General features: G+C 35.1%; 25 protein-coding genes. 14 read left to right on the top strand and 11 right to left on the bottom strand.

What is annotated here, in order from left to right; all coding sequences use genetic code 11:
- Positions 1-202: 202 nt before the first annotated feature.
- From LY01_RS01990 to LY01_RS02000, 3 genes are all read right to left on the bottom strand, one after another.
- Entirely contained in the window at positions 203-1,192 is a 990-nt protein-coding gene (locus tag LY01_RS01990) for an endonuclease/exonuclease/phosphatase family protein (RefSeq protein ID WP_104514130.1), read from the bottom strand.
- Between the two features lie 225 nt (positions 1,193-1,417).
- Complete coding sequence (locus LY01_RS01995) at positions 1,418-2,017, bottom strand: TetR/AcrR family transcriptional regulator (RefSeq protein WP_104514131.1); 600 nt, start codon at positions 2,015-2,017, stop codon at positions 1,418-1,420.
- Between the two features lie 54 nt (positions 2,018-2,071).
- Positions 2,072-3,418 (bottom strand): cytochrome-c peroxidase, encoded by a 1,347-nt coding sequence (locus LY01_RS02000; protein WP_104514132.1) that lies wholly within the window; start codon positions 3,416-3,418, stop codon positions 2,072-2,074.
- Positions 3,419-3,512: 94 nt separating this feature from the next.
- Between LY01_RS02000 and LY01_RS02005 the strand changes: the two genes are divergently transcribed.
- Both LY01_RS02005 and LY01_RS02010 read left to right on the top strand, forming a co-directional pair.
- Positions 3,513-4,268, top strand: a complete 756-nt coding sequence (locus tag LY01_RS02005) for an alpha/beta hydrolase (protein WP_104514133.1) — start codon at positions 3,513-3,515, stop codon at positions 4,266-4,268.
- A gap of 91 nt (positions 4,269-4,359) precedes the next feature.
- Complete coding sequence (locus tag LY01_RS02010; RefSeq protein ID WP_104514134.1) at positions 4,360-4,605, top strand: hypothetical protein; 246 nt, start codon at positions 4,360-4,362, stop codon at positions 4,603-4,605.
- On the opposite strand, the gene thiL is transcribed toward LY01_RS02010, so the two are convergent.
- The gene (thiL, locus tag LY01_RS02015; protein ID WP_104514135.1) at positions 4,596-5,639 is read right to left on the bottom strand and encodes a thiamine-phosphate kinase; all 1,044 of its coding nucleotides are present in this window, start codon (positions 5,637-5,639) and stop codon (positions 4,596-4,598) included. The two genes, LY01_RS02010 and thiL, sit on opposite strands and share 10 nt — an antisense overlap.
- Before the next feature lie 169 nt (positions 5,640-5,808).
- On the opposite strand from thiL, the gene LY01_RS02020 reads away from it, so the two are divergent.
- The 12 genes from LY01_RS02020 to truB all read left to right on the top strand — a co-directional run bounded on the left by LY01_RS02020 (position 5,809) and on the right by truB (position 14,938).
- Positions 5,809-6,138 (top strand): HesB/IscA family protein, encoded by a 330-nt coding sequence (locus LY01_RS02020; protein WP_104514713.1) that lies wholly within the window; start codon positions 5,809-5,811, stop codon positions 6,136-6,138.
- A gap of 50 nt (positions 6,139-6,188) precedes the next feature.
- On the top strand, positions 6,189-7,637 hold the full coding sequence (sufB, locus tag LY01_RS02025; RefSeq protein WP_104514136.1) for a Fe-S cluster assembly protein SufB: 1,449 nt from the start codon (positions 6,189-6,191) through the stop codon (positions 7,635-7,637).
- A gap of 28 nt (positions 7,638-7,665) precedes the next feature.
- Complete coding sequence (locus LY01_RS02030) at positions 7,666-8,103, top strand: component of SufBCD complex (protein WP_104514137.1); 438 nt, start codon at positions 7,666-7,668, stop codon at positions 8,101-8,103.
- Between the two features lie 5 nt (positions 8,104-8,108).
- Positions 8,109-8,861 (top strand): Fe-S cluster assembly ATPase SufC, encoded by a 753-nt coding sequence (gene sufC / locus LY01_RS02035; protein WP_104514138.1) that lies wholly within the window; start codon positions 8,109-8,111, stop codon positions 8,859-8,861.
- Positions 8,862-8,934: 73 nt separating this feature from the next.
- Complete coding sequence (gene sufD / locus LY01_RS02040) at positions 8,935-10,248, top strand: Fe-S cluster assembly protein SufD (protein WP_104514139.1); 1,314 nt, start codon at positions 8,935-8,937, stop codon at positions 10,246-10,248.
- Between the two features lie 107 nt (positions 10,249-10,355).
- Entirely contained in the window at positions 10,356-11,603 is a 1,248-nt protein-coding gene (locus LY01_RS02045; protein WP_282957305.1) for an aminotransferase class V-fold PLP-dependent enzyme, read from the top strand.
- Positions 11,604-11,630: 27 nt separating this feature from the next.
- Positions 11,631-12,035 (top strand): META domain-containing protein, encoded by a 405-nt coding sequence (locus LY01_RS02050; RefSeq protein WP_104514140.1) that lies wholly within the window; start codon positions 11,631-11,633, stop codon positions 12,033-12,035.
- A complete protein-coding gene (locus LY01_RS02055; protein WP_104514141.1) occupies positions 12,035-12,460 on the top strand; it encodes a SufE family protein in 426 nt (141 codons plus the stop codon). The genes LY01_RS02050 and LY01_RS02055 overlap by 1 nt, the downstream gene beginning before the upstream one ends.
- A gap of 1 nt (position 12,461) precedes the next feature.
- Entirely contained in the window at positions 12,462-12,782 is a 321-nt protein-coding gene (locus LY01_RS02060; protein WP_104514142.1) for an iron-sulfur cluster assembly protein, read from the top strand.
- Between the two features lies 1 nt (position 12,783).
- Positions 12,784-13,293: a DUF2480 family protein gene (locus LY01_RS02065; protein WP_104514143.1), complete on the top strand. Its 510-nt coding sequence runs from the start codon at positions 12,784-12,786 to the stop codon at positions 13,291-13,293.
- Positions 13,294-13,405: 112 nt separating this feature from the next.
- Positions 13,406-14,122: a molecular chaperone DjiA gene (locus LY01_RS02070; RefSeq protein WP_104514144.1), complete on the top strand. Its 717-nt coding sequence runs from the start codon at positions 13,406-13,408 to the stop codon at positions 14,120-14,122.
- Positions 14,123-14,230: 108 nt separating this feature from the next.
- The gene (truB, locus tag LY01_RS02075; RefSeq protein WP_104514145.1) at positions 14,231-14,938 is read left to right on the top strand and encodes a tRNA pseudouridine(55) synthase TruB; all 708 of its coding nucleotides are present in this window, start codon (positions 14,231-14,233) and stop codon (positions 14,936-14,938) included.
- On the opposite strand, the gene LY01_RS02080 is transcribed toward truB, so the two are convergent.
- From LY01_RS02080 to LY01_RS02110, 7 genes are all read right to left on the bottom strand, one after another.
- Positions 14,935-15,408 carry an LEA type 2 family protein gene (locus LY01_RS02080; protein ID WP_104514146.1) on the bottom strand — a complete coding sequence of 158 codons (474 nt, stop codon included), beginning with the start codon at positions 15,406-15,408 and terminating at the stop codon, positions 14,935-14,937. The genes truB and LY01_RS02080 overlap by 4 nt on opposite strands.
- 111 nt (positions 15,409-15,519) lie before the next feature.
- Positions 15,520-16,470, bottom strand: coding sequence for an ABC transporter ATP-binding protein (locus LY01_RS02085; RefSeq protein ID WP_104514147.1), 951 nt, complete (start codon positions 16,468-16,470; stop codon positions 15,520-15,522).
- Positions 16,471-16,512: 42 nt separating this feature from the next.
- Complete coding sequence (locus LY01_RS02090) at positions 16,513-17,253, bottom strand: LuxR C-terminal-related transcriptional regulator (RefSeq protein ID WP_170034478.1); 741 nt, start codon at positions 17,251-17,253, stop codon at positions 16,513-16,515.
- Positions 17,254-17,457: 204 nt separating this feature from the next.
- The gene (locus tag LY01_RS02095) at positions 17,458-19,188 is read right to left on the bottom strand and encodes a LytTR family transcriptional regulator (RefSeq protein ID WP_104514149.1); all 1,731 of its coding nucleotides are present in this window, start codon (positions 19,186-19,188) and stop codon (positions 17,458-17,460) included.
- 139 nt (positions 19,189-19,327) lie between these two features.
- Positions 19,328-20,866, bottom strand: coding sequence for a choice-of-anchor I family protein (locus tag LY01_RS02100; RefSeq protein ID WP_104514150.1), 1,539 nt, complete (start codon positions 20,864-20,866; stop codon positions 19,328-19,330).
- A 216-nt stretch (positions 20,867-21,082) separates the two neighbouring features.
- Positions 21,083-23,245, bottom strand: a complete 2,163-nt coding sequence (locus LY01_RS02105; protein WP_104514151.1) for a prolyl oligopeptidase family serine peptidase — start codon at positions 23,243-23,245, stop codon at positions 21,083-21,085.
- Between the two features lie 2 nt (positions 23,246-23,247).
- Complete coding sequence (locus tag LY01_RS02110) at positions 23,248-24,552, bottom strand: T9SS type A sorting domain-containing protein (protein WP_104514152.1); 1,305 nt, start codon at positions 24,550-24,552, stop codon at positions 23,248-23,250.
- Positions 24,553-24,577: the final 25 nt, after the last annotated feature.

Raw genomic sequence — 24,577 nt, forward strand, 5'->3', positions numbered from 1 at the left:
TAGTCTGAATTATTCCAATTAAAGGACTTCTACTGTTCTTATTTTTGCTTTCGCGAAAGCGAAACTACAATCTAACAATAAAATTCTGTTTAAAAGATACCAGTCATATATCTAGAATGGTGAATATATAAAAAATCTAAGCCTAGTTCTATTTAACAATTTCATAATAGATTAAGGGTTGCATTTCATAGTCAAATAACGTTTAATTACGTCTGAATATCGCAAAAACAGGAAAATGGTCACTATATCCACCTTTATAATTGCGACCTACAAATGTTCTTGCAGGCTGTCCACGGTATTTTCCTTTCCACTGTCTTAACATGATATCATCAAAAATATCTGCCTTATAAAAGTAAAGGGAATCTGGTACGTCGTTATGTAAACTATCACTAACCATAATCTGATCAAAAAGATTCCACTTAAATTGATGATTTAAAGAACCGCGATGAAATTTCTTTAATGGCGCAGTGACGTTATCAAATCCGTTAGGTAATATCCCTTCTCTAATACTATTATTCTCAGGGTCATCATTAAAATCTCCCATAATAATGACATGATGAGACGCCTCTATTTTTAGATCGCTTTTAAGTCTTTTAGACTCCACATCCTTAGTTGTTATGTGATGCATTAATTGTTTTGCTACTTCTACTCTTTTATGGTCGGTAGTTTCTGCACCGTCACGTCTGGACGGCCAGTGATTCACATAGATACGCACAGGTGTACCAGCTAGAACACCTTCTATATAAAGTATATCTCTAGTAGTATCTATGACACCTTGCTCATCTTCTAGATGAATATTTACTGGTTCTGAATGTGTGGGCTTAAAAACAGTAGTATCATACAATAAAGCTACATCGATACCTCGCTCATCTGGACTGTTATAGTGTATGTAATCGTAATTATGATTGGCCAGTTTGGGTTGCGAGACTAGATCGTTAAGCACCTTTTTATTCTCCACCTCTGCCAGTCCTACTATCGCAGGTAGTTTACCGGTTTGTTCATAACCTATTCTACTAATAGCATCACTTATTCTTACTAGTTTTTTTTGATACCTACTTTCTGTCCATTGCTTGCGACCAAATTCTGTGAATTCTTGATCCATAATAGAAGGATCGTTAATTACATCAAATAGGTTTTCTACGTTATAAAAAGCAATCGTGTACTGTTCAAATGACTGTGATGGTATGGACAACTGAAGATATTTTAGTTTTCAAATGTAATCTATCTAACAAGCTTTTAAAATGATTCATAAAGTAATTTAAAGGATACTATGTTCTTAAAAAAATAATACCGATAACTAAGTATATATTTTCAACACAATGAAAACTACATATTTTACCTCATCAATTACTTGATCATTAAGCTAGTGTATTACTTTGAGAGTTAATTAAATTATTGAGTTTATTCTATTCTCTGGTTACTTTACAGCAACTAAAATGCTTTGATTTAAATTTCTTAAAAAATCTATACATGTAGTAATTGCATCATTATTGCGCTCTAATTTGCTCATCATCATAGCACCTTCTAGCGTGGCAATATAAACGTGGACCATTTGATCCACATCTGTATTTTCTTTAATGTGATTTCGTTTTTTTGCACTTTCCATTATCCTGCGCAATGTAGATTTAAAAGTAACCAGCATGCCGAAGGATTGCTGCCTTAAAACTGGGTTTGCATCATCACTTTCTACTGCGCTATTAAGTAAAGGACAGCCACCAGCATATGGCGGATTCACTAGATAATTTTTAAAAAAAGTAAAAAACACCTCTATCTTAGACTCATAACTAGTCGCGTCTTTAATTTCTTTATTAAGAATATCAAACATTTGACGCCCTAAACTCCTCAACGCTTGCTGCTCAAGGTCTTCTTTGTTCTTAAAGTGTTTGTAAATAGCACCTTTAGTTAAACCAGTCGCTGTAGTGATATCACTTAAAGATGTGGCTTTATAACCTTGCACATTAAATAGGTTTGCGCTTTCTTTTAAAATCGTTGCTTTAGTATGCTTTGGATTTCTCATGGCATAAAGATACCGCTTGGTATTTTAATATGCAACTAGCTTTTCTTAGGTTATTTAATCACAGCCTAGATCTAATTTACTCTGGTCGTCTGCATTAGGAAAACAATTTCCTGACTTAACAGACTCCGGCACATAACGCGATAACTCTGGATCATAAAGACTATTCTCTACAAAGAATACTAGGTCAGAAATCTCTTCTTCAGTTAAATTAAGCGTACCTTTTTCTACAGCTATGTTGTTAATCGCATTATTATCTTGAAGTGAAGCACCATTCTTATAACGGATTACTTCTTCTATAGTACTAAATGTAGAGCCATGTCCATAGAATCCTGCATCTTTTAAATTATATAATGTTGGTGTTTTAAATTTATAATCATCGGCACTGTTACCAGTAAAACCGCCTCTTCCTTTCTTTACATCATCAAAACCAGCGTCATCTAACACAACAGCATCAATAGAATCATCAAAATGACCAAAACCGAATGCATGGAATTCCTGGTCTTTTAAAGCAGGACCAGTATGACAGTTCATACATTGCCCTTTATCTGCAAATACTATCGCACCTCTTTTCTCTTTATCAGTAAGTGCTGTATAATCACCTTTTAAATAAAACTGCCATCTAGAACGACTAGCTAGCAGGGTTCTATTAAATGCTGCAATAGCAAGCGCTGCATTTTGCGGTGTGTATCTATCTACCTCTGCAACATCTTCAAATGCCTTATTAAACAACCATCTATAACCATTATTATTAATGAACTCTTCGTCTATTTTAAGTCTGTGTGTTGTTTGCCCTATTAAACCTTGCATTTCTACCCCTTGAAAACCTAAGTTATTTTCTGGTATACCTGCAGCTGTCCATCTAGATTCTGTACCTACATTAGGTCCTGTTGCACCCAGCATACCATTCCATAAAGCTGTTTCTTGATAAGCTACATTTAACAAAGTCGGTGGTCGCACCGGTTGTAAGTCTACAGAATCTAGCGGCATAGTTAGATCTATACGTCTACCTTCTCCTGCAAATCCAAAACCAATACCTGATTCTCCCACACCTTGTCTCACACCTGCATAAAAACTAGAAGCCACAGGATGACAGGACGCACAAGAATAAGTTCCTTCCATTTGCTCCATTTTAGGAACACCTCCAGCAGCTGTTTCATGAACTAAAAATTGCCCCAATGCAACCTTATACGTATTTAATGGATTTAAAGGATCTTGAGGTATGGCGTTAAAATCATCACTTTCTGGTAAAATAAAAAATCCTTTTCCCTCACCATTTGCACGTTCTTCTAATAAATCATCTAATCGTATATCTAATTCTGACCTAGCTATTTCATAATCGTCCGTATCATCACAAGATATAAGAAGTAGAAATATTATACTTAATAGATAAAAATTCTTCATTGTAGGCTGGTTTTGACGGCTAATTTAACTAAAATTTCACAGTCGTGATATTTTTGTGATATTTAAGACTCGCTCCAGAGACTACCTTTGCCACATGGATAGATTACACTATGAATATATAAAGAACCAGAGACCTGTTTTACTTTTAATACATGGCTTTTTAGGCAGTATGGAACAATGGGATTATCTTGAAAATGGACTATCTAAACATTATTCCCTTTTAAAAATCGATCTCCCAGGTCATGGTAATAGCCCAGAGTTCACATCTCCATACACTTTAGAATCGCTTACCTTATTAATAGACCACATACTGATAAAAGAAAAAATTGAAAAAGTAGCTATTCTAGGTCATAGTATGGGAGGATATTTGGGTTCCGCTTTCGCGAAAGCGAGACCTCAAAAAACATCTTCTCTTACCTTATTAAATAGTATAGCTGGAGAAGATTTAAAAGAGAGGAAGATAATGAGAGACCGATCTATTAATCTCATAGAAAAACACCAAGAAGCTTATGTAAACATGGCAATAGGCAATCTTTTCACTACTACAGAAAGAGAATTATATAGTGATCGCATAGAACTCATGAAAGAGCAAGCACATTCCATTACTATTAAGAGTATTGTACATGCACTGGTATGTATGCGTGATAGAAAAGACCATCTTATCGATTTACAAAACGCTCTAGTAGCAGTGAATTACGTTTACGGCACAAAAGACCAGATAATCACAACTGATCGCATAGAAAAAGAAGCTAACTACCTTAATTGTAAAGCATCAAAGATGGATTGTGGTCACATGTCATTGTTGACAAATGCTGAAGACATCCTTAAAAAAATGCATTTTATCGAATAATTATGCGTTTAGACAAATTTTATTAACAATTTGACTTATATTAGTTGGCTTAATTCTAACCAGAATACTATTACTCTAATTCTCCCTATCGATGCGTAAAAAATATTCCCCAATTAAGGCCGCAAGATGCTCCATTACAAAGCACAACTACCAAGTTTCTCATGTAGTTAATGAACGCGTACAAGAAATGTGTTGTTCAAAGTGCGGTAAACAAATCACTAATACTATTTATGGAGAAGTCGTGCCGCTTAACGACTTACATTCACAAATAAATGAAGCGTTAAACGACATGGCTCGTAAAAGACAAAAAGCAGGGTTAGTCGTTTCTTATTCTTGAAAACTATTCCATCCCATAGCTCTTATTGGGATTTGCTCACCACCACGCGTCACTAGATTACTGCCTAGAGATGCATCTACCACATGCCCGATTATAGACAGACTAGGATTTGCTTTAATTTTAGGAAAATCTTCCTGCTTTACAGTGAACAATAACTCATAGTCTTCACCACCGCTTAAAGCAATAGTTGTACTATCTAGATTAAACTCCTCACAAGCAGTAATTACTGTAGGATCTAGAGGTATTTTATCCTCATAGATAGTAATTCCTACATCACTATGTTTACATAAATGTATAATTTCAGAACTTAAACCATCAGACAGGTCTATCATACTAGTAGGTAGAACATCTAACTCTTCTAACAATTTAGGAATATCCTTTCTTGCCTCAGGTTTTAACTGGCGTTCTAATAAATAGCTATACGCATCGATATCTGGCTGGTTTTGTGGATTTGCTTTAAAAACAGCTTTTTCTCTTTCAAGAATTTGAAGTCCCATATAAGCAGCACCTATATCACCAGAAACCACTAATAAATCACCATCAGCAGCTCCTTTTCTACGCACTATCTTATCTGCATCTTGCTCACCTATAGCCGTTACCGATATAACAAGCCCACTTCTAGAAGCTGTTGTGTCACCACCTATTAAATCTACATTATAAGTTTTACATGCCATTTCTATACCTTCATACAGTTCTTTTACAGCCTCTACAGGGAATCTGTTAGAAATAGCAATAGAAACAGTCACCTGAGTAGCAACTGCATTCATGGCATAAACATCAGATAAATTTACCATAATCGCTTTATACCCTAAATGCTTTAAAGGAGCATAACTTAGGTCAAAATGAACACCTTCTACCAGCATGTCTGTAGTAACTACAGTAGATTTAGCATGATTTAATACAGCGGCATCATCACCTATACCTGTAACCGTAGAAGAATGAGTGATCTCAAAATTCTTAGTTATAAAATCAATAAGGCCAAACTCGCCTAGGTTCTCTACAGGAGTACGTTGTGGATTTTTATCTTCTATCATGTTGCAAAATTACGATATAGCCCACAATGACAGCATAAAAAGAACCTAATCTTTAAAATATAGCTAGCAATAAACAGATTGTATATCACTATATGAGAATATCATGACTCTCCAATGTTTACCGTTCTTAGTGTCGTATATTTGTATGCATTTTAAACAAGCAATTTATATGATAAGTGTATCAGAAACTGCAAAGATTAAACTTACTCAATTAATGAGTGAAGAAGGTTTTACTATAGGTCAGGACTTTGTACGCGTAGGTGTTAAGAGTGGTGGATGTAGTGGACTTTCTTATGATTTAAATTTTGATAAGGCAACTACAGAAACCGATAAGGTTTTTGAAGCAAACGATGTAAAGATAGTCGTAGATAAGAAGAGTTTTCTTTACCTAGTAGGTACTACACTAGAATTTAGTGGCGGTCTTAATGGTAAAGGTTTTGTATTTAACAACCCAAATGCACAAAGAACTTGTGGTTGTGGAGAATCGTTTTCTCTATAAAAAACAGTAGGTAGTGACGCTTTCGCGAAAGCGGAATTAAAAGAAAATATATGTCAAAGTATACAGAAGAACAATTAGAAAAAGAGCTTCAGAATAAGGAATATGAGTACGGATTCTATACCGAAATGGAATCAGATACTATTCCTATAGGTTTAAGTGAAGATGTCATACGCATTATTTCTGCAAAGAAAAATGAACCACAATGGATGCTAGACTGGAGATTACAAGCCTATCGTGTATTTATCGAGATGGAAGAGCCAGAATGGGCAAACGTAAATTATGATAAACCAGATTTACAAGCTATCTCTTATTACTCTGCTCCTAATTCTAAACCTAAATACGACAGCCTAGACGAAGTAGATCCAGAATTACTAGAGACATTTAAAAAATTAGGGATATCTATCGACGAGCAAAAGAAACTTGCTGGTGTAGCGATGGATATTGTGATAGATTCAGTTTCTGTAGCGACTACATTTAAAGAAACTCTAGCCGAAAAAGGAATTATTTTCTGTCCTATTTCTGAAGCGATACAAGATCACCCAGAATTAGTTAAAAAACATCTCGGTACCGTAGTTCCTCAAAAAGACAACTATTATGCAGCTCTTAACAGCGCGGTATTTTCTGACGGTTCTTTTTGTTACATTCCTAAAGGTGTAAAATGTCCTATGGAACTTTCTACATACTTCCGTATTAACGAAGGTGGTACTGGACAGTTCGAGAGAACACTAGTTGTTGCAGACGAGGGCAGCTTTGTCTCTTACCTAGAAGGTTGTACGGCACCATCACGTGATGAAAATCAACTGCACGCTGCTGTAGTAGAATTAATCGCTATGGATGATGCAGAGATTAAATATTCTACAGTGCAAAACTGGTACCCTGGTAATGCCGAAGGAAAAGGTGGTGTATTTAACTTTGTTACTAAACGTGGTATTTGCGAGAAAAACGCAAAAATATCTTGGACACAAGTAGAAACTGGTAGTGCTGTAACCTGGAAATACCCAAGTTGTATTCTTAAAGGTGACAACTCTGTAGGAGAGTTTTATTCTATCGCGGTAACTAATAATTACCAGCAGGCAGACACCGGTACTAAGATGATTCACCTAGGTAAGAATACTAAAAGTACTATTATCTCTAAAGGAATAAGTGCTGGGAAATCTCAAAACTCATATCGTGGCCTTGTTAAGATAGGTCCTCGTGCGACTAATGCTCGTAACTTCTCGCAGTGCGATAGTTTATTAATGGGTAATGAGTGTGGTGCACATACATTTCCATACATAGAAAATAGTAACAGTACTTCTAAGGTAGAACACGAGGCTACAACTAGTAAAATAGGTGAAGACCAGATTTTCTATTGCAACCAGCGTGGTATTGATACAGAAAAAGCAATTGCGCTTATCGTAAATGGTTTTTCTAAAGAAGTATTAAATAAGTTACCTATGGAATTTGCGGTTGAAGCGCAAAAACTACTAGAAATAAGTCTAGAAGGATCTGTAGGATAAAAACCGATAACCAATTAATTTATTAAATATGAAACGATTAATCGTTTTTAGTTTTTTAGCATTAAGTATTGCCTCTTGTAAAAATGAGAGCCAGTCTACTGAAGAAACTGTAGTAACAAAAGAAGTGACAGAAAACGCACTTCCAGAAGGAGAACAACTCTATAGAGGTGAATTTATTTACCTAAAAGACGCTGCTGTTCTTACTACAAGAAACGAGATCTATGCCGTAAAGATCAATGATAAAATGCACGAACTCAATGAGGTGGCAAAAGCATTGAAAAAAACGGAATTTGACATGGTAAATGTCGTTATACATGGAACAATACAACCTAATCCAGTAAAAGCTGAAATAGGTGAAGGATGGGATCAAATGGTGTCCATCACAAAGATTATAGAAGTAACTCCAGCAACAAGTGCAAACGTGATTAAGACTGGAAAAACGTTAGATATTAAAGAAGTTAAATAACAGATATGTTAAAGATTAAAGACCTTAAAGCAACTATAGAGGGAAAAGAAATCCTTAATGGAATCAACCTAGAGGTAAACCCAGGAGAAGTTCACGCAATAATGGGACCTAATGGTGCTGGTAAATCTACACTAGCAAATATTATCGCTGGTCGTGAAGAATACGAAGTTATTGGTGGAGAAATATCTCTAGAAGGTGAAGACATTGCAGATTTAGATCCTGAAGAAAGAGCTCACAGAGGTGTTTTTCTTTCCTTTCAGTATCCAGTAGAGATTCCTGGTGTTTCTGTAACTAACTTTATGAAAACCGCTATCAACGAGACTCGCAAGGCTCAAGGTAAAGATGACATGACTGCAAAGGACATGTTAAAGATGATACGTGAGAAGTCAGAGCTTTTAGAAATAGACCGTAAATTCCTTTCTCGTTCATTGAATGAAGGGTTTTCTGGTGGAGAGAAAAAGCGTAACGAGATTTTTCAAATGGCCATGCTAGAGCCTAAACTTGCTATTCTTGATGAGACTGATTCTGGACTAGACATCGACGCACTACGCATCGTTGCAAACGGTGTAAATAAGTTGAAAAACAAGGATAACGCAACTATAGTTATCACACACTACCAGAGACTTCTAGACTATATCGTTCCTGATTTTGTACACGTACTATATAATGGACGTATTGTAAAATCTGGTGGTAAGGAACTAGCTTTAGAATTAGAGAAGCGTGGTTATGACTGGATCAAAGAAGAAGTAGAAGCATAAATTTAATAGGATTGTGATGATCTCGCTTTCGCGAAAGCGGAAACAACATCCAACTCTTTAAACAACAACAATTATGAGTTTTAAAGACCATATTCTTTCTTCTTTTATCGCCTTAGAAAATGAGGTAGAAACTAATAACTACGTGCATAAACTACGTGGTGAGGCATTGAAAGATTTTGAAAATCTAGGAATTCCACAACGTAAAGAAGAAGCATACAAATACACTTCATTAAAATCTTTATTTAATAAAGACTATAGTCTGTTTCCTAAAAAGGAAACATCTATCGATTATGGAGATATTAAAAAATACCTTATCCATCAAATTGATGCTTACCGCATTATATTTATAGACGGTATTTATAGTTCGCATCTTTCTCAAACTACGCATGATAAATTTGACGTTTGTTTAATGTCTAGCGCATTAAATAATCCTAAATATGCATCTGTAATTGAGAATTATTATAACAAACTAGCGACTAAGGATGGACTTACCTCTTTAAATGCAGCGTTTGCAAAAGAAGGTGCTTACATACACATAGGAAAAAACATAGCGGTAGAAAAGCCTATCGAGATCGTTTATTTCTCTACAGGTAACGAGGCAGAGATGATGACGCAACCTCGTAATCTAGTAGTAGTAGGAGAAAATTCTCAAGTACAAGTTATAGAGAGACATCAAAGTCTAAGCGATAATGCTGTACTTACTAACTGTGTTACAGAAATATATGCTGCAAAGCGTGCTCTTGTAGACTGGTACAAAATCCAGAATGATAAATTGAGTGCATCTTTAATAGATCACACATTTGCAGAGCAAAAAGACAACTCTGAGGTGCGTATTCACACGTTCTCATTCGGTGGTAAAATAACTCGTAATAACTTGAGTTTTTATCAGCGTGGTGAGCACTGTAACTCTGTACTTAACGGTGTTACTATTATAGAAGGTAAACAACATGTAGATCACTCTACACTAGTACACCACACAGCGCCTAATTGTGAGAGTTTCCAAGAGTACAAGCAAATCTTTGACGAGCGTGCTGTAGGAGTTTTTAATGGTAAAGTTCTTGTAGATAAGATTGCTCAAAAGATCAACGCTTATCAACAAAACAATAACATATTAGTAAGCGATACTTCTACTATTAATGCAAAACCTCAATTAGAGATCTTTGCAGACGATGTAAGATGTTCTCATGGTTGTACTATAGGTCAACTAGATGACGAAGCATTGTTCTACATGCAAGCTCGTGGTATTCCTAAAAAGGAAGCTCGTGCGCTATTGATGTTTGCTTTTGCAAATAGTGTATTAGAAACAGTAAAAATACCAGAGATTAAATCTCGCATCACTAAACTTATTGCCACTAAACTAGGCGTAGAGATCGGTTTTGATTTGTAAGAGAGACTAATTACTTATATATTAAAAAATGCCTCATCTTTTGATGAGGCATTTTTTATAGAGAGATTTTACTCGAGTACAACAGAATATCTTCCTCCAATTTAACAATGCCTTCACGACTAGATCGTACCTTTGCAGGTATGCTAGACATCAAGAAAATAAGAGCTGACTTTCCTATCCTAAACCGCAAGGTAAATGGACATTCATTAATCTATTTTGATAATGCTGCGACTTCTCAAAAACCACAACAGGTTATTGATAAAATCGTTGAGTATTATACATTATATAATGCAAACATACACCGTGGTGTACACGCATTAAGTCAGGAAGCAACAGATTTATTTGAAGAAAGCCGCGAGAAAGTAAGAGCCTTTTTTAATATTGCTCATACTAAGCAAGTCATCTTTACTTCAGGTAACACACATTCTATAAATGCTGTAGCAAACGGCGCTCATGCCTTTGTAAAAAAAGGGGATGAAGTAATCCTTAGTGCTGTAGAACATCATTCTAATATCGTTCCATGGCAAATGTTATGTGAACGTGTAGGAGCAACTATAAAAGTTATACCTGTACTAGATAATGGAGAGCTGGACATGGCAACTTATCATCAATTACTTAATTCTAAAACAGCTTTTGTAGTTGTAAATCACATTTCTAATGCGCTAGGAGTTACTAATCCAGTTAAAGAAATTATAGATGCAGCACACGAGCATGGAGCAATGACACTTATTGACGGTGCACAATCTTGTGGACACATGAAGATAGATGTACAAGCTCTCAATGCAGATTTCTATACCATGGCTGGTCACAAAATGTGTGGTCCTACAGGAATAGGGATCTTATACGGTAAAGAAGAAGCATTAAACGCATTGCCTCCTTATCAAGGCGGTGGTGAGATGATAGACCAGGTAAGTTTTGAAAAAACTACCTATGCTGGTTTACCACATAAATTTGAAGCAGGAACACCTAACATAGCTGGTGGTATTGCCTTAGGCGCAGCTATAGATTACTTAAATGAAATAGGCATGGATGACATCGCTGCCTATGAAAATGAGTTGCTTATTTATGGAACAGAGCAAATTAAAACCATTCCAGGAGCAAAGATCTTTGGAGATGTGACTGACAAAGCTGCCGTAATAAGTTTTAACGTTGCTAGTCTACATCCTTATGACATAGGTACCATAGTAGATAAACTAGGTGTTGCTGTAAGAACTGGACACCACTGTGCACAACCAGTTATGGAGCGTTATCAAATACCTGGAACCATAAGAGCTAGTTTTGCATTTTATAATACTAAAGAAGAAATAGATGTTATGGTACAAGCTTTGCAACGTGCTGTAAATATGTTATCTTAACTTTTAAGATAATTTAAAACAAATTATATGAAACTAACTACTGCAATACTCGTTTTAATGACCCTTATGGTTACCAGCTGTAAAGATATAGATGCTATTAATGGTGATTATGATATCACAATGGTAGGTAGCAACGACTACTCTGCTCACGATATTACCATGACTATAGAAATGGGAAAAGAAAATAAGATTTCTGGTAAATCTGCTTGTAATGGATACTTCGGTACTTTTAAAAACCCTGAAGATAATCAAGTAGAAATAGGAATGATGGCAGGCACAAAAATGTACTGTAAAGAAACTGCAGCCGTAGAAAAAGATTATTTAAATCATCTATCTCTAGTAACTGCTGTAAATAAAACTAAGACTGGACTAGACTTACTTAACAAAGATGGTGAGGTAATCATAGTTGCAGTAAAAAAAGAAACTAAGTAATGGCAAGTATTCAAGAAATACAAGAAGAAATCGTAGAGGACTTTTCTATGTTTGACGACTGGATGCAGCGTTATGAATATATGATCGATTTAGGAAAAAGTCTTCCATTAATAGATGAGAGTCTTAAGACTGAAGACCGTATCATTAAAGGCTGCCAGTCTAAAGTATGGGTAAATGCAGAGCTTGTAGATAGTAAAATCGCTTTTACTGCAGACAGTGATGCTATTATCACAAAAGGTATAATCGCCATTCTTATAAGAGCATGGTCGGGACAGAAACCTGCAGATATTATTACTGCAAACACAGATTTCATAGATGAGATAGGCCTTAAAGAACACCTTTCTCCTACACGTGCAAATGGTCTCGTGTCTATGATTAAACAATTAAAAATGTATGCGGTTGCATATCAAACTCAAGTAAATTAAGATGGAAGAAGTAAACGGACAAGAACTAGGAGAGAAAGTAGTAAAAGTACTTAAAACTATATATGATCCAGAAATACCTGTAGATATCTATGAACTAGGTTTGATCTATGATGTTATGGTAAGCAGCGATGCCGAAGTAAAAATACTCATGACTCTAACATCTCCTAACTGCCCAGTTGCCGAAACGCTACCAGTAGAAATAGAAGAAAAAGTAAAGTCACTTAAAGAGGTAACTGATGCTGAGGTAGAGATCACTTTTGACCCACCATGGAGCAAAGAATTGATGAGTGAAGAGGCAAAACTTGAACTAGGAATGCTTTAAAATGCAAGAAGAAATCATTAATCGCGTAGCAAACTCTAAGTTAAAGAACTTTGACTTAGAAGATTTCTACGCGCCAGGTTCTCGTACAGTTATTGATATATCTCAATGGCTATTAGAAGGAATGGTTTTGATAGAATCCCGCTTTCGCGAAAGCTTAAACACAACAGACTTTACAGTTTATAATGAACATTACGTTGCTATAATATGTAGCACAGACGCTATTGTACCACAATGGGCATGGATGTTAGTGCAAAGTCATTTACAAGGAATCGCAAATAAAGTAGTTTACGGTTCTCTAGAACAGTTAGAAACTGAAATTTACAGAGAGGTGATTCAAAACCTAGATGTAAGCGAGTTTAAAGACGCACCGGTTATAGTAAAAGGTTGCTCTAATAAACCTGTTCCTGTTGCTGCCTATGGTATGATTACTGAAAAGTTACAGACCGTTGCTCGTTCTATTATGTATGGTGAGGCCTGCTCTTCTGTACCAGTTTATAAACGTAAAAAATAACTGCGATCGCCATTTTGTCACGCTATAATAGACATTTGTTAATGGCACATTCCTTGAAAAGAATATGCTAGAAACGAGAGTATTCTCGTAATTACAACCAGCACCCTACCATATGCAATTTTTAAGCTATATCGCTATATTTTTTGTTCTTAGATGGCTTTACAACACTTTTTTAAGTGATGGAAGGTCTCAACAAAGAAGAACAACTTACTCAGGTAATCCATATCAAAGAAGCACTACAGTAAGTCCGCAAGATTTTGAATTGAACTTACTTTCTTTAACCTCACTAGTCATTAAGGCAGATGGTAAAGTGACACAAACTGAGCTAGATTATGTAAGACAGTACTTTGTGAGTTCTTATGGTAAAGAAAAGGCAAATGCCATTTTTAGAGTATTTAACGACGTTGTTAAAAAACGAGAAGTAAGTGCTGCTAGAATATGTAATTACCTCAACGCAAGAACTAGATACGAGTCTAGGTTGCAAATTCTTCATTTCTTATTCGGTATTGCAAAGGCCGATGGTCATGTAAGTACAGACGAGATACGTGTTATACAACAAATAGCTGGTCATTTAAGACTTACAGAGCGTGATTTTATTTCTATAAAAGCCATGTTTGTTCAAGATCAAGATAACGCGTACAAGATTCTAGAAATAGATAAATCCGTACCAGATCATGAGGTAAAAAAAGCCTACAGGACTATGGCAAAAAAATACCATCCAGATAAATTAATGGATATGGATGAGGCTTATCGCAAAGGCGCTGGAGAAAAATTTCGCAAGGTGCAAGATGCTTATGAAACCATACGTAAAGAGCGTGGCATGAGTTAAGTTTAAGTTTAAGTTTAAGTTTAAGTTTAAGTTTAAAATTTACTTAAATCATAAATCAAATGCCTGGTCTAATCCTTTTTCATTACAAATTTCTTTCCTTTGCAACCTATGCAAGATCTAGATAATCCATATTTAAAAGGCCAAGTATTATTAATCGATAAACCACTAGAATGGTCTTCTTTTCAGGTGGTCAACAAGTTGCGCTGGTTGATAAGAAAAGAATATAAGATTAAGAAAATAAAAGTAGGTCACGCAGGCACATTAGATCCGCTAGCTAGTGGGCTTCTTATTATATGTACAGGTAAAGAAACTAAGAACATAAACACTTACCAGGCACAAGAAAAAGAATATACCGGTACGATAACACTAGGTAGTACCAGACCTAGTTATGATATGGAAACTGAGATAGATCAAACCTTTCCAATAGATCAACTTACTGACGAGTTAATTAAAGAAACTACCGCACAATTTACTGGAGAGATTCAGCAAAAACCGCCTATTTTTTCTGCTATTAAAAAGGATGGAAAACGTCTTTATGAACTAGCACGAGCTGGAGAAACCACAGAAATAGCCTCTAGAGCAGTTACCATTCACGAATTTGAAATCACAAGAATTGAGTTGCCAGAAGTAGATTTTAGAATCTCTTGTAGTAAAGGAACTTACATTAGATCTATAGCACATGACTTTGGTGCTGCGTTAAATAATGGTGGTCACTTATCTGCTCTTAGAAGAACAGCCATAGGTAATTATCGAGTAGAAAACGCGATGTCTATAGAAGGTTTTGAAGAGCTGGTTAAAATAGATGCTGGAGACTAGAAATTAAATTTTACGGGAACACTTAAACTGTCCACCACTGGTACAGTAAAGTTAACCGCTCCTTTCCCAACTTTTATACTTCCTTGATACTTTACGTCTACCTTTTGACTTGCAAGTATTTGTAATGCTGCACCGAGAATTCCTTTTCCTTTTTCTCCATAAACTTCTTTAGGGTTAATAGAAGTGCGTATAGGAAATTCAAATTCTGAATTTGCTGGCATAACCACATCTTCATGCTGATTTACAACCGCTGTTTTCTTACCATTAATATAAACATCAAAGTCTGCCTCTTTAAGATTAAGACCGACGCTATTAGGATTAAAAAGCACACAAGTAGCAACTACATCTAACTGACTAGCCGTTGCTTTTTCTAACTGAGCATCTTTAATCTCTACAAAGACGATGTCTTCATATGGATTACCACAAGAACTTAGAAATATAAATACTAGAAGAATAAAAAGCTTTTTCATGGAGCGATATTTGTGCAAAGATAGAAAGATGTAAAGAGTTTGAAATTAATAATCAATCGAGATAGAACGAGCCGATCCCTGATAAATTTGGAACAAGCTAATAGTATAAATTCAATTTCTGAGAGCCAAATTTTCTGGGAAGACATTTAAAAACAGCTGCTTTTCATTTGAAATAGCTTGCTTTGATTTAAAAAACACTTGTTTTCCATCTTTTTGAGCAACTATAAGAAAATCTGCACCTTGAAAAAAGGACTGTTGCACATCAACCTTAAATCCTGTTTCAGATATTTTTAATTGATGCGGATATAAAATTAAATCCTTTTCAGAATTCAACCATTCTTTAGGTATAAGGTTTACTTCGTCGAACAAAGATGCCGTATAAACACTTAATGGTTTTTCATACACTTGTGCGGTAGTTCTATAATCGATAATGGCACCTTCTTGCATGATAACTGTTTTATCACAAAATGATAGTACATCATCGCGATCGTGAGTAGCAACGAGACAACTGATATTATTAACCGTTAAGTAATCAAACAATTTCCTGCGTAGCGCGTTTTTTCTAAAATTATCAATATGTGAAAAAGGTTCATCTAATAATAATAGTTGAGGCTCTTGAGCAAGTGCTTTTGCTATCGCTACACGCTGTTTCTGCCCGCCAGAAAGAGTTTTTACCTTGCGATCCTTGAGGTCGCTCATATCTACTACATCGAGTAATTCTAGAATGCGACTTACTCGATCATCTTTTTGTAAAGAAAGGTGTTCTCCCACATTCTCAAATACACTAGTAAAAGGCATGAGGTCAAATTCTTGCGGCACGTACTTCATCATGGGGTGTCCTGGCACTAGATGATGGTCTGGACCAGTAAGTTCTTCATCATCCCACAATATTTGTCCCTTTTTTGCCTGTAATAAACCATAGGTTATGTCTAGCAAAGTACTTTTTCCACAACCGCTCTCTCCTATCACGGCAACATGAGTACCTTGTATTATGTCTAGAGAAATGTTTTTTAGGGTTTCCGCTTTCGCGAAAGCGAAACTTATATCAATCAATTGCAGCATCTAACAAAGATAACTACCGATAATAGAGATCTTGCTAATATTTTATAAAAAAGCTGTAGCAAAAAGGTGCCAATCTTTACTCGTTTTTATATTTAGTTTTTTATTAATAGATTTTCTATGCGTGGCTACAGTAGATTCTGATATGAATAATGTCCTTGCAATATTTTTATTAACTTCTCCTCTAGTAATTGCTTTAAAAACTTCTAACTCTCTTAAGGTTAATTGATCAAATTGATCAGTATGCTGTATCCTGAAATGAAACTGCTCTTTTAATCTATCTAAATGTTTTATAGCATGTGCTAAATGCCTGTTATGGACCTCTAATAAAATTTCTGTTTTATCAATGGAACGAGAAACTTGATAATTTACCTCGTTATTTTCATTTCCCGTAATACCATCATTCAAATAATTCATCGCTTTTTCTTGACTAACAAAATAACGAGGGTTCATAACAGAACTTACTCGATTAAATGAGTCTATTAATGAAAGGTGTGCCCCTTGATCTAGGGGAACAGTTAAAGCTAGTTTACGTAAACCAGATTTATATTGCGGTTCAAAAATATTTTTCTCTATCCATTGATGAAGATGTGTAGGAATTGTGAATTTAAATTTTTCTTGCACCCAAAGAACACCTTGTGGTTTACATTTTTTAAAGTAATCTAAAAATATTTTTAATTCATTTACAAACTGATTCTCGTCTAGTAACTCTTCAGTCCATTCTTGTATTAAAATGTTATTAACGTAATCGATTTTAAGGTTGTTAGAGGAATATATTTGAGACATTATGGTTGGTTTTAAATTGATTTTAAACAATCTATTTTCACCAAAAATGAGACAATACACTCTCTCAAACCTCATAAACATTAGGCTATGTCATGAAACACACTATTTGTAACATGAGTAACCATCTCATTTTATTCATCTTCTTTAATTAATTATTTAAATGACATTAAAAACATTTTCAATCTCAGGAAAGCGTTTACATAATCATGTAAATAATGGATGATCTTCTTCTTTTAAACGCTGTTTAAAAGTACGAGAGAGAGGGATTTTATTACCTGTCTCCATAATTACCAAGGCGCTATGAATAGTTTTTACTTTTTTAATATTAATCACATAAGATCTATGAACTTGTAAAAAACCACTAGTTTCTAACTGATTTATTCTTTCTTTTAACGCGCTACGTTCTGTAAGCGGTAATGACGTTCCTTCTATGAAATAATCTAGATAATGACCCTCACTTTTAACATACTCTAACTGGTCTAATTTCACAATATGTTTTGAATTTAATAGTATATGATCTGGTGCATTTGGTTTTTTGTTGTCAATTATTTGTTCTTGTAATTTTTCAAAAGATACTAAGATTTCCTTATGCTTTTTTTCTAATTCTTTCTCTCTGATTTTACTGTTACGGTATCTTTTAAATAAGAATAAGAGTGCTATAATTATCAAAATCCCAATGATTGACAACCAAATTATAGTGTTTTGTGAGCTCTCATTTTCTGTAAGAGCAATAAGTAAATCTTCTTCTTTCTCTTCTAGTTGATAAAAATCGGCCGAATTTTGAATTATGGCCAAATTTGTATTATTATCTATACTATCTTTAAATACAGTGTATTTATTTAACGTTTTGAAGGCTTTTTCATATTCTTTTTTCTCTTCATATAGAGTTGCTTTTTCTAATAGAAAAGGATAATTAATCTGATTTAACTCACCATTGTTGGTTATACTCATTATTGAGTCAATAAATACCTCTGCAAGTTCAAAATCTTCTTTTTTACGTGCTATCTTTTGTTCTATCGATAGAAAAGAAATAGCAGTATTGGAATTTTTAATATTTGGTAAGTTAAGTGTTTTAGCTAGCTCCAAATGTTTTATTGCTTTATCTACTTCACCCATATCTACATTTATTCTAGCTAGTGAAAGGTAAGCCCCCATTTTTTGGAATGGATTAAGTTGATTCTCTTTTTGTAATAATTTAGAATAATAAAACTTACTGCTATCTATATTCTTAAGTAAATGATAATGACTAGCTAGATTATTAATAGCGTTAAGTTCAGATCTTACATTTTTATTCTTTACTGCTTGTTCTAGTGATTTTTTAAACCATGGCAGTGACAGTGCTGGCTGGTTCATGTGGTTGTAAGTAATAGCAATTTGTGTGTACATATTTGCTAGAGGTCTAGAATCTACCTTCTCTTGAATATTTACTGCCTTTACAATGTTCTTCATCGCCTTCTCAAAGTCTCCGAGACCGTCCTGTGCTCTAGCTTTTAAGCTAAGTGCTGCTGCTAGCTGTCTTTCATCTTTCATTTTTAAAGCAATCTGCTCTAAAAGTGTAGCTTCTTTTAACGCAAGTTCAAATTTTCTAGTTGCAAGAAAACAAGAAGTTGTAAAATTAATAACACGTGTTTTTAATCTTAAACCTTTATTAGGTACTAGATTATTTGCCTTAGAAGAGTAATAAATGGCACTATCTACTTTATTAACTGTACGCATAGCGTGAGCATTAAATAAATAACCTTGCGCTTGTGCACTACTATCTTTAATAGCTATCAACAGGTTTCCATAATGCTTTAAAGAATCTTGTTTACCGAAATTACCACGTGCTTTACGCACATAATTATTAATTAAATCTTGTTGAGAATAGCAAATTAAAGTGGAGAAAAAACAAAGTAAAAATAGTGTAACTCTTTTAGTATTATTAGAAATAAACATTACTGTTAGGGGTTGATTAGTAAATAGGTGCTCAAATTAATAAAAGCTTATAAATCAAAATAGGCATCGACTGATTATTTTAAAGAAATAAAAACCCATGCCTTTTCAGACATGGGTTATATAAAATATTACTTAATTATTAATCAGTAACTACATTTTGATATATGTTTACTGTACCACTGTCTTCATTACTTACTATTAAAAGCGCTTTATCATTACCACTATCTTCACGTGGTATCATTACAAGACTTTCTGGTGCTTCATCACCCATAGCTTGTAACCATGTTAAAAATACAGGATTACTAGGGTTAGTTACATCATATAGTAAAACACCATCAGTGCGTTCCATAGCTACTGCTAGTATAAAACGATTAGATAAAGGAGTGGTTTTTTCTATACTACTTTTAATCTCTAATATAGCAACAGCTTCTGGCTCTGCACCCTTATCATCACTTCTTTTGTCTTCATCATTAAATCTAGCTGGGTTAATAGCTAGTGTATTTTCTGCAATGCTATTACCGCTATCATAAACTAGGTCACCGTTAGTATTCCAGAAACTGAAACTACGACCTCCATAACCATAAATCACATCATAATCACCGTCATTATCTACATCACCATTTGCAGTAGTAATTTTTAGGCGACCTACGTTTTCATCTTCTTGTAACATTACTGCATTAGGAAAAGCAGTTGGGTCTAGGGTGATATCTTTAAGACGTTCTTCTTCAGAATAGCCGTCATAATCACGAGCGTCACCTTCATTTGCAGTAACGATTAATTCTAATCCATTAATATTTGCAATGTCCATGCCATCTGGATGGTAATAAGATAGTACCGGCCAGTTTTTTAATTCAGTAACATTATCTCTATCGCTAGCATCTAGGGAATTTAATGGCTGGCTATAATCTTTAGTTCCATATGCTTTAATAAAATTAATCGTAGCCGTTTCTAGGTTAACACTCATAAGAGCATTGTTTTCCTGACAGGTTACAAAAGCTGTTGTACCATCTTGAGACACTACTATATATTCTGGTTCTAGATCTTGTGCTACACTTGCTCCTGGACCAAAAATTCTAACACCGTCTGCTTTTAAACTGGTCTCCTGACTGTTTAAAACTGAAAAATCTACTAGTTGCACGTTACCACTTACAACGTTAATAATCCCCACGGTGCCTTCTGGATCAATAGTATAATCGTCATTAGGTTCTCCCTCACAAGCAACCACTATTTTAGAATTATCTGGTGTAAAAGTAACCATGTCTGGCAACGCACCTACAGTATATGTATTTAGTAAATTTTGAGTTGCAATGTCATAAGTAGCTACGGTACCATTAAGCTGCTTATTATCATTTTCTATAGCGACTGCTATAATACCATCTCCTACTGCTACACTATTAGGCGCACCAGATGTTAATAATATAGCTGGTTGTTCTAGAGGTATACTAGGATCTGTAAGGTCATAAACACTTACTTGATTAACATCTGCATTGATGACAAAAAGTTTTTTACTTACTTTATCATAAGCACTTATTTCTGCACTTCCTTCACCTCCTACTTGTATGGTAGCTGCTCTTTGAAAATTAACTTCGGTAGACTGGCTGATTAACTCTACACTATCATCATCTTCTTTACAACTTAAGAATGCTAGCGCACAAAACGCATAAATAACTTTTTTCATTTCTTGGTTTATTAGGTAACTACAAAGAACAACTACCTTTGTAATAAAGGAGTTAACGCAGTTTTATGAGATCATTTTTGTTAGGTTAATTAATTGTAACTAGAGTATGGATGGTTGTTATTCCGCTTTCGCGAAAGCGGAACACTTATAAATATTGAGGCAAAAGAAAACCCATATCTTATGACATGGATTTTCTATATTCTATAATACGTACGATTACATTTTTACTTGAGATTTTACCTCTGGTAAAGTTTCATATCCCATATTAAATAGACCGAAACCATAGATATCTGTCCATTCTTGAATCTGTTGCTCGGTAGATTTTCCTGCGCCATGCCCAGCGTCTGTTTCTATTCTTATTAGAGTAGGTGCATCACCTGCCTGCTTAGACTGCAGCTCTGCCGCAAACTTAAAGGAATGTGCTGGTACTACACGATCATCATGGTCTCCTGTGGTAACCATAGTTGCCGGATAAGAAACGCCTTCTTTAATGTTATGAAGTGGAGAATATCCTTTAAGGTATTCAAACATTTCTGGATTATCCTCGGCAGTTCCATAATCGTATGCCCAACCAGCACCTGCTGTGAATTTATTATAACGCAACATGTCTAGAACTCCTACTGCAGGAAAAGCAACTCCTGCTAGGTCTGGACGTTGTGTCATAGTAGCTCCTACTAACAAACCACCATTAGAACCACCTTGAATAGCAAGGTGTTTTGTGTCTGTATATTTATTTTCTTTGAGCCATTCTCCTGCGGCTATAAAATCGTCAAATACGTTTTGTTTTTGCATTTTAGTCCCTTGGTCGTGCCATTTTTTACCATACTCTCCACCACCACGTAGGTTTGCAACGGCATAAACGCCACCCATTTCCATCCATGCTGCTCTAGTAACTGAAAAACCAGGATTAAGAGAAACATTAAAGCCTCCATAACCATATAGAATCGTTGGATTCTTACCATCTAATACCATCCCTTTTTTGTAAGATATGATCATAGGTATTTTTGTACCATCTTTAGATGCATAGAAAACTTGTTTACTCTCAAAGTTGTCGCTATTGAACTTAATTTCTGGCTTGCGATATAACTCTGACGTTCCTTTTTCTATGTTGTATAAATAAGTACTACCTGGAGTTGTATAGTTAGTAAAGCTATAATATAAAGTTGCGTCTTTTTCTTTTGCTCCAAAACCACCTACGTTACCTATTCCTGGTAGTTTTACTTCTCTTACTAAAGTACCATCATAACGGTATTGTTTTACTTGAGAAACCGCATCTACCATATATTCTGTAAAAATATACCCACCAGCAGTAGATGGAGATAACACATGCTCTGTTTCTGGAATGACATCTTTCCAAGTGTCCTGTGTAGGATTTGAAAAGTCTGTCATTACTATTCTTTTATTAGGTGCGTTGTAGTCGGTAACTAACCAGAGTTTTGTCCCTTCATTATGAAGTAAGTACGTATTGGTATCAAAATTATCTACCACAGCAACTAGAGGAGCATTAGGTTTATTTAATTCTTGCATCCACATTTTACCACCGTTAGTAGAGGTGCTACCTGAGATGACTAAGAATTTTTGATCTTTTGTAACACCACCGCCTATATATCTGTATTTCTGGTCTGGTGTACCACCAAATATGACTTTGTCTTCACTTTGTGGAGTTCCTAATTTATGATAGTATAACTTATGCTGGTCTGTCATAGCACTTAACTCACTACCATCTGGTTTATCATAACTAGAATAGAAGAAACCGTCATTTCCTTTCCATGACATACCTGAGAATTTTACATCTATGATGGTATCTCCCACTTGCTTCATGGACTTTACATCCATAACGATTACCTTTCTCCAGTCACTACCACCTTCACTTATAGAATAGGCAAATAAAGAACCGTCTTTTGTAAAACTAGTACCACCTAAAGAAGTGGTTCCTTTTTCACTAAATGTATTGGGATCTAGAAATACTTCAGCAGTTTCTGGATCGCTATCTTTCATATATCTATAAATAACGTACTGATTTTGTAAACCATCGTTCTTATAGAAATAAGCATAATCTCCTTCTATAAATGGAGCGCCAACTTTCTCATAGTTCCACAGCTCAGTAAGTCTTTCTTTAATCTCATCTCTATATTTAATTTGAGATAAGAAGCCTTGAGTAGTTTTATTTTGATCTTTTACCCAATTACCTGTTTCTTCACTACGGTCATCTTCTAACCATCTATAAGGATCTGCTACTTCTGTACCGTGATATACGTCTACGGTATCCACTTTTTTAGTTTGCGGATAAGTCATTGCCATACTTTTTTGTTCTTTCTTTTCTTCTTCACAAGAGATTAATGTTGCTAGAGCTGCTACTCCATAAAGCCATTTTTTCATAACTATTGTTTTATAAATTTAGAAGTTCTTTTACCTAAATCTGTAGTGATTTGAGCTAAATAGATTCCTGACTTCAATTGATTAGTGTTTATGATAGCACTTGTAGAAGTGGTTATCAAGCGACCATGTAAATCATATATATCGGTACTCAATATATTTTGATCTGTGGTGATTTCTAACTGTTCTTGAATAGTATTATGAACTAAAATTACGTCAAATCTATCTTCTATAGAGTTTTCACTAAGTACATTTCCTGTATAGGTAAATACACCTTGACCAGTAGTTGCGTTACTAAAACTACCGCTATAACCTACTGTGGTATTAAAAAAGACATTATCTACATGTTGATCTGTATCGATATTAATCCATGTAACACCATCATCACGAGAGTAAGAACTACCTGCAAAACTCACTTCACCACCTGTACTCACCATACTGGTAGTATTAGGAATGTAGGTAATGGCACCACCATAAGGTGCGCCGGTACCTGATAAGACTATAGTCGTCCAGTTTGCTCCTGCATCTGTAGATCGGTATAAATTTCCTGAATTATCTTGAATAACACCTCTAGTTGCGGTTGCAAAAGAGATATCTCCAGAAATAGCTGTCCCGCCAAAATTGCTTAGTGGAGATTGATACACACTCCAACTCACACCTCTATCTGCAGAATGAACGATACGTCCTGCGCTGGTGGTAAACCATATACTATTTCCTGAATAGGCAAATTGTGCTAAAAATCCTGTCTCATTACTCAACGGACTCGGTAAGCTTGAAGAAGGGATTCTGGTATAAGTGGCACCTCCATCATTAGAGCTGTAAATTTCCCAGTATCCATTTGCTGGGTCTCCTATTGCAAGACCATTATTTGCATCAAAATAATGAACTACATTAGGAAAACTCGTAGCCGAATTAAAAGCTGCGCCTGTCTGTTGTGTCCATGTCATACCTGCGTCTATAGTTTTCCAAATACCACCTTGTTGTCCTGCTTGCCTAGGATGAGCAGCTACAAAAGCTGTAGTGCCATCTACACCACTCACATCAGAAATACCTAAACCGGTATCTCCCAGGTCAAAGGAACCTGCACTCCAAGTATTACCAGAGTCATCTGTTTTAGAAAACTGTTGTACATTATTTATAGTATTCACACCATCATAAGCAATGGCCCATGCTACATTTTCATCAACTACATGAAATCTATTTAAACCGGTTAGGTTATTCGCAAATCCAGAAGAGTTTTCTGTCCAGAATTGTGCATGAACTACAAAACAAAAGGATACTAAAAAACCAGTGAGTATTTTTTTAAACATAACTTATAACGTTAGATACGTAAAG

Origin of the sequence: Nonlabens xylanidelens, assembly GCF_002934445.1 — a bacterium.
In the GTDB taxonomy this organism is placed as follows: domain Bacteria; phylum Bacteroidota; class Bacteroidia; order Flavobacteriales; family Flavobacteriaceae; genus Nonlabens; species Nonlabens xylanidelens.

Bases quoted from the DNA above. Each gene is read 5' to 3' on its own strand.
- thiL (WP_104514135.1), bottom strand. From the start codon at position 5,639: ATGATAGAAGATAAAAATCCACAACGTACTCCTGTAGAGAACCTAGGC.
- LY01_RS02055 (WP_104514141.1), top strand. From the start codon at position 12,035: ATGGCAAGTATTCAAGAAATACAAGAAGAAATCGTAGAGGACTTTTCT.
- LY01_RS02080 (WP_104514146.1), bottom strand. From the start codon at position 15,408: ATGAAAAAGCTTTTTATTCTTCTAGTATTTATATTTCTAAGTTCTTGT.
- LY01_RS02085 (WP_104514147.1), bottom strand. From the start codon at position 16,470: ATGCTGCAATTGATTGATATAAGTTTCGCTTTCGCGAAAGCGGAAACC.
- LY01_RS02020 (WP_104514713.1), top strand. From the start codon at position 5,809: ATGATAAGTGTATCAGAAACTGCAAAGATTAAACTTACTCAATTAATG.
- sufC (WP_104514138.1), top strand. From the start codon at position 8,109: ATGTTAAAGATTAAAGACCTTAAAGCAACTATAGAGGGAAAAGAAATC.
- LY01_RS02010 (WP_104514134.1), top strand. From the start codon at position 4,360: ATGCGTAAAAAATATTCCCCAATTAAGGCCGCAAGATGCTCCATTACA.
- LY01_RS02030 (WP_104514137.1), top strand. From the start codon at position 7,666: ATGAAACGATTAATCGTTTTTAGTTTTTTAGCATTAAGTATTGCCTCT.
- LY01_RS02050 (WP_104514140.1), top strand. From the start codon at position 11,631: ATGAAACTAACTACTGCAATACTCGTTTTAATGACCCTTATGGTTACC.
- truB (WP_104514145.1), top strand. From the start codon at position 14,231: ATGCAAGATCTAGATAATCCATATTTAAAAGGCCAAGTATTATTAATC.
- LY01_RS02095 (WP_104514149.1), bottom strand. From the start codon at position 19,188: ATGTTTATTTCTAATAATACTAAAAGAGTTACACTATTTTTACTTTGT.
- LY01_RS02005 (WP_104514133.1), top strand. From the start codon at position 3,513: ATGGATAGATTACACTATGAATATATAAAGAACCAGAGACCTGTTTTA.
- LY01_RS02105 (WP_104514151.1), bottom strand. From the start codon at position 23,245: ATGAAAAAATGGCTTTATGGAGTAGCAGCTCTAGCAACATTAATCTCT.
- LY01_RS02065 (WP_104514143.1), top strand. From the start codon at position 12,784: ATGCAAGAAGAAATCATTAATCGCGTAGCAAACTCTAAGTTAAAGAAC.
- LY01_RS02045 (WP_282957305.1), top strand. From the start codon at position 10,356: ATGCCTTCACGACTAGATCGTACCTTTGCAGGTATGCTAGACATCAAG.
- LY01_RS02110 (WP_104514152.1), bottom strand. From the start codon at position 24,552: ATGTTTAAAAAAATACTCACTGGTTTTTTAGTATCCTTTTGTTTTGTA.
- LY01_RS02090 (WP_170034478.1), bottom strand. From the start codon at position 17,253: ATGTCTCAAATATATTCCTCTAACAACCTTAAAATCGATTACGTTAAT.
- LY01_RS02000 (WP_104514132.1), bottom strand. From the start codon at position 3,418: ATGAAGAATTTTTATCTATTAAGTATAATATTTCTACTTCTTATATCT.
- LY01_RS02100 (WP_104514150.1), bottom strand. From the start codon at position 20,866: ATGAAAAAAGTTATTTATGCGTTTTGTGCGCTAGCATTCTTAAGTTGT.
- sufB (WP_104514136.1), top strand. From the start codon at position 6,189: ATGTCAAAGTATACAGAAGAACAATTAGAAAAAGAGCTTCAGAATAAG.
- sufD (WP_104514139.1), top strand. From the start codon at position 8,935: ATGAGTTTTAAAGACCATATTCTTTCTTCTTTTATCGCCTTAGAAAAT.
- LY01_RS02060 (WP_104514142.1), top strand. From the start codon at position 12,462: ATGGAAGAAGTAAACGGACAAGAACTAGGAGAGAAAGTAGTAAAAGTA.
- LY01_RS01995 (WP_104514131.1), bottom strand. From the start codon at position 2,017: ATGAGAAATCCAAAGCATACTAAAGCAACGATTTTAAAAGAAAGCGCA.
- LY01_RS02070 (WP_104514144.1), top strand. From the start codon at position 13,406: ATGCAATTTTTAAGCTATATCGCTATATTTTTTGTTCTTAGATGGCTT.